The organism is Flavobacterium zepuense, from assembly GCF_007097145.1.
GTDB lineage: Bacteria > Bacteroidota > Bacteroidia > Flavobacteriales > Flavobacteriaceae > Flavobacterium > Flavobacterium zepuense.
This window is the reverse complement of record NZ_VJVZ01000038.1, coordinates 1-1,064: the sequence shown is the minus strand read 5'-3', so window position 1 is coordinate 1,064 and position 1,064 is coordinate 1. Positions and strand designations below refer to the sequence as shown.

The 1,064-nt window shown below is 37.3% G+C and carries 1 protein-coding gene; it reads left to right on the top strand.

Annotated features, from left to right (window positions below; all coding sequences use genetic code 11):
* On the top strand, positions 1-1,064 hold a 1,064-nt coding region (locus FMM05_RS20895), incomplete at both ends, for a TlpA family protein disulfide reductase (protein WP_143375363.1).

The following is a 1,064-nucleotide window of genomic DNA, read 5'->3' as shown; positions in this document are numbered from 1 at the left end:
GCAGACAGTGTTGATGTAACGATCAGAAAAGGAGCACCATTTTTATTTACCGGAAAAGGAGCTGAAAAACTGAATTGCCAGGCGCAAATTTTAAATATTGACCCAGTATCGCAAGGCGTGGCTTTACGGATTGCCGAGTTATCAAATATGAATCTGGTAAAGGAGAAACTTTCGTTTTTGGATGCCGCACTACGTTCGGCAATACAATTGCGCCTTCAGATCCTAGCAACCTACAAGGCACAACTACCGACCCCTATTTATTTTCGATTATATCTCGATGCTATAGCGACAGCAAAATATGAATTGCTAAGTGAAGTCGCCATCACATCATGGCTTTCTACAGATGAAAAAAACAAGGTGGTTGTCCATCAATATTTCCAGGGATATCTGAATAGAGACAGTATTTTAAACCTTGATTCAGTTTATATGCCGCTATCAGGATATTATGCGGATATGCTGTTAAAAAAGGAATTGACACTGTTAAAGTTGAATAATACCGTATCAGAGGGAAACTACGGGGAAATCGGTTCTTTTAAGAATATCTACCGCAGGATTATGGAAACTTATACCGGAAATTTAAGGGAAAAATTATTGTTATCCAGCTTTATTAATCTTAGCGAACGACAATATATTTCAGAGGCTAAAGCCTATGTCGGAATGGCATTATCTTTAATAAAGAGCGAACAAATAAGGCTTCAATTATTGAATTGGAAAGAAAAACAATACGCTGCTTTTCCATTTAAATTGTACGATGCTAACAACAATATTCACAGACTCCGTGACTATAAAGGAAAGTTGATTGTGATTGATGTGTGGTTTACCGGATGCCTAAACTGCATTAATCTCTCCAATGCAATGCATAGAATTGTTGAAAGGTTTAAAAAGAATAAAGACATTGTGTTTATCACAATAAGCACTGATAATAAAAAGCAATGGACTAAAAGCGTCGCTTCCGGAAAATACACCTCGCCAGGAACAATTAACTTACACACAAATGGATTAGGCTGGAGCGACCCCATGATCAGGAATTATAACTGGAATGGAGCACCTAACCAATTAATTAT